Genomic DNA, 2,030 nt, shown 5'->3' with positions numbered 1-2,030 from the left:
GCTGACTGGCATCCGCGTCAGGACGACTCCTCGTGACGATCAACCCGTCCGTGTCCGATCCGTCCGTGGCCCCACGGGCGCTGGTGGCCGCCCTGCCGCGGTACAGGCTGGGCGGGGAACTCGGCCGTGGCGGGTTCGGTGTCGTCTACGCAGCCCGGGATCCACGGCTCGACCGGGCGGTCGCCATCAAGCACCTGCCGAACCGGATCGCCGCCGACCCGCAGATGCGGCTGCGGTTCAACGAGGAAGGACGGGCCCTGGCCCGGCTGAGCCACCTGCACATCGTCACGGTCTACGAGTACGCGGACGAAGAGGTGACCGTCGACGCCACGGGCACGCCGGAACGGGTCTGCGCGCTGGTGCTAGAACACCTCCCCGGGGGGACGCTCGCGGAGCGTTTCCGCCGCATCGGGCTGACCATGGAACAGTCCTGCGCGGCCGTACTCGCCGTTCTCTCCGCGGTGCAGGCCGCCCACGACCAGGGCCTGCTGCATCGCGACATCAAACCCGGCAACGTGATGTTCGACGGTCGCGGCACCGTCAAGGTGACCGACTTCGGGCTGGCCCGGGTCATCGGCGGGGAGACCACCCTCGCCTCCCGGGACGGCCGGTTCGTGATCGCGGGCACGCCCGGGTACATGTCCCCGGAACAGTCCCGCGGCGACTACCTGGACGTCCGCACCGACATCTATTCGGCTACGGCGATGCTGTACTACCTGCTCGCCGGACACCTGCCCTACCCGACCGACGGCGGATTCCACCAGTTCCGGGCACGCCAGGACACCGCTGAGCCGCCGTCGCCTGGCGGCGAGGTGCCGCCCGGGCTCACCTGGCTTCTCATGCGTGGGCTGGCCCGGGATCCCGAGCGCAGGCCGGCGAGCGCCGAACAGCTCGCGGAGTCCGTCGCGGCCGCCGCGTCCGAGGCGTTCGGGCCCGGCTGGCTGGAGCGGTCGGGGCTGGCCGTACGGGACATCTCCCCGGCGGTGCGGACGGCCCTGGAAGCGTCGGCCCGGCGCGGCCCGTCCGGCCGTGGTGAGGAGTCCGTGCTGGTGACCGACCTGGTGCCGGCGCCGTCCGGCATGCCCGCGGGCCGGCCGTCACCGGAGGCTGTCGATCTTGACTATGCCTCCCTCGTGCCGGTGCCGGAACTGTCGGCCACCGGCCGGCAGCCAGGTCGGGCGCACCGCCATCGCCCGCCGTCGGTGCCGGGGCCGGGGCCGCTCCGGCAGCTGGCTGGTATCGCGCTGGCCGCGGCCGTGCTGATGGTGCTGATCGCCGTGCTGTGGCCATCCCCCCAGCCGGCCGTCCCCACCGGCCCCGCCGCGGCCGAGGGCATTCAGGTGGCCGGGGCCACCCCGCCCGCGGCCGCGCGGGTCGACCTGGCCGAGCCAGTGGAGATCAGCGGCACGGCAGTGGCCCCCGGAACCGTGACGGTGCTCCTACGGCTGTCCGCGGCGGGCATCCCACTGGGCACCGCGACCGGCGGCCCGGTGACGGTGAACGCCGGCGAGCCCTGGCGGACAGACGTCACCGCCCCGCCGCTGACCCGGTGGATCGCCGGTGGAGCCGTCCACGGGCAGGTGCGGCTGGATCGGGCGGGCAGGAGCAGCGTCCAGGAGGTGACGATCGAGCCGAGGCAGGTACCGCTGGCCAGCGCCATGGGCGCCGGCGGTGTGCTGGCTGCCCTGTTCGCGCTCGCCTACCTGGAGTCGACCCGCCGGCTGCTGCGCGACGGCTCTCGCCAGAGAGCCGCGATGTTCGCCGCGGGGGCTCTCGGAGCCGTCCTCGGGTTCGGCGTGTGGCTGTCCGCTGCCACGCTGAGCCGACACGTCCCGGTTGCCGCCGCCGGCGTCTGCTGTGTCCTGCTCGGCGCGGCCGCCACCACAGCCGCGGCTGCCGCCAGCCGTTCACGAGCCAGAGCTGGAGGCTGACGCGGGGCTGCCCGGGGCTCTGCCGGGCCGGACCCCAACCCGCCAGCAGCGCGGCACCCAGCACGCGGGGCGCCGGCTGAGGCTTCCCCACGGCGGCAC

Annotated in this window: 1 protein-coding gene; it reads left to right on the top strand. The window is 74.3% G+C overall.

Annotated elements, in window-relative coordinates:
* Positions 1-32: 32 nt before the first annotated feature.
* Positions 33-1,931, top strand: coding sequence for a serine/threonine-protein kinase (locus AC5LSR_RS08660; protein ID WP_493468334.1), 1,899 nt, complete (start codon positions 33-35; stop codon positions 1,929-1,931).
* Positions 1,932-2,030 lie beyond the last annotated feature (99 nt).

The organism is Protofrankia sp. CiP1_Cm_nod4, from assembly GCF_982290645.1.
The sequence above is the reverse complement of the archived record's forward strand: the minus strand, read 5'-3'. Positions and strand labels throughout refer to the sequence as shown.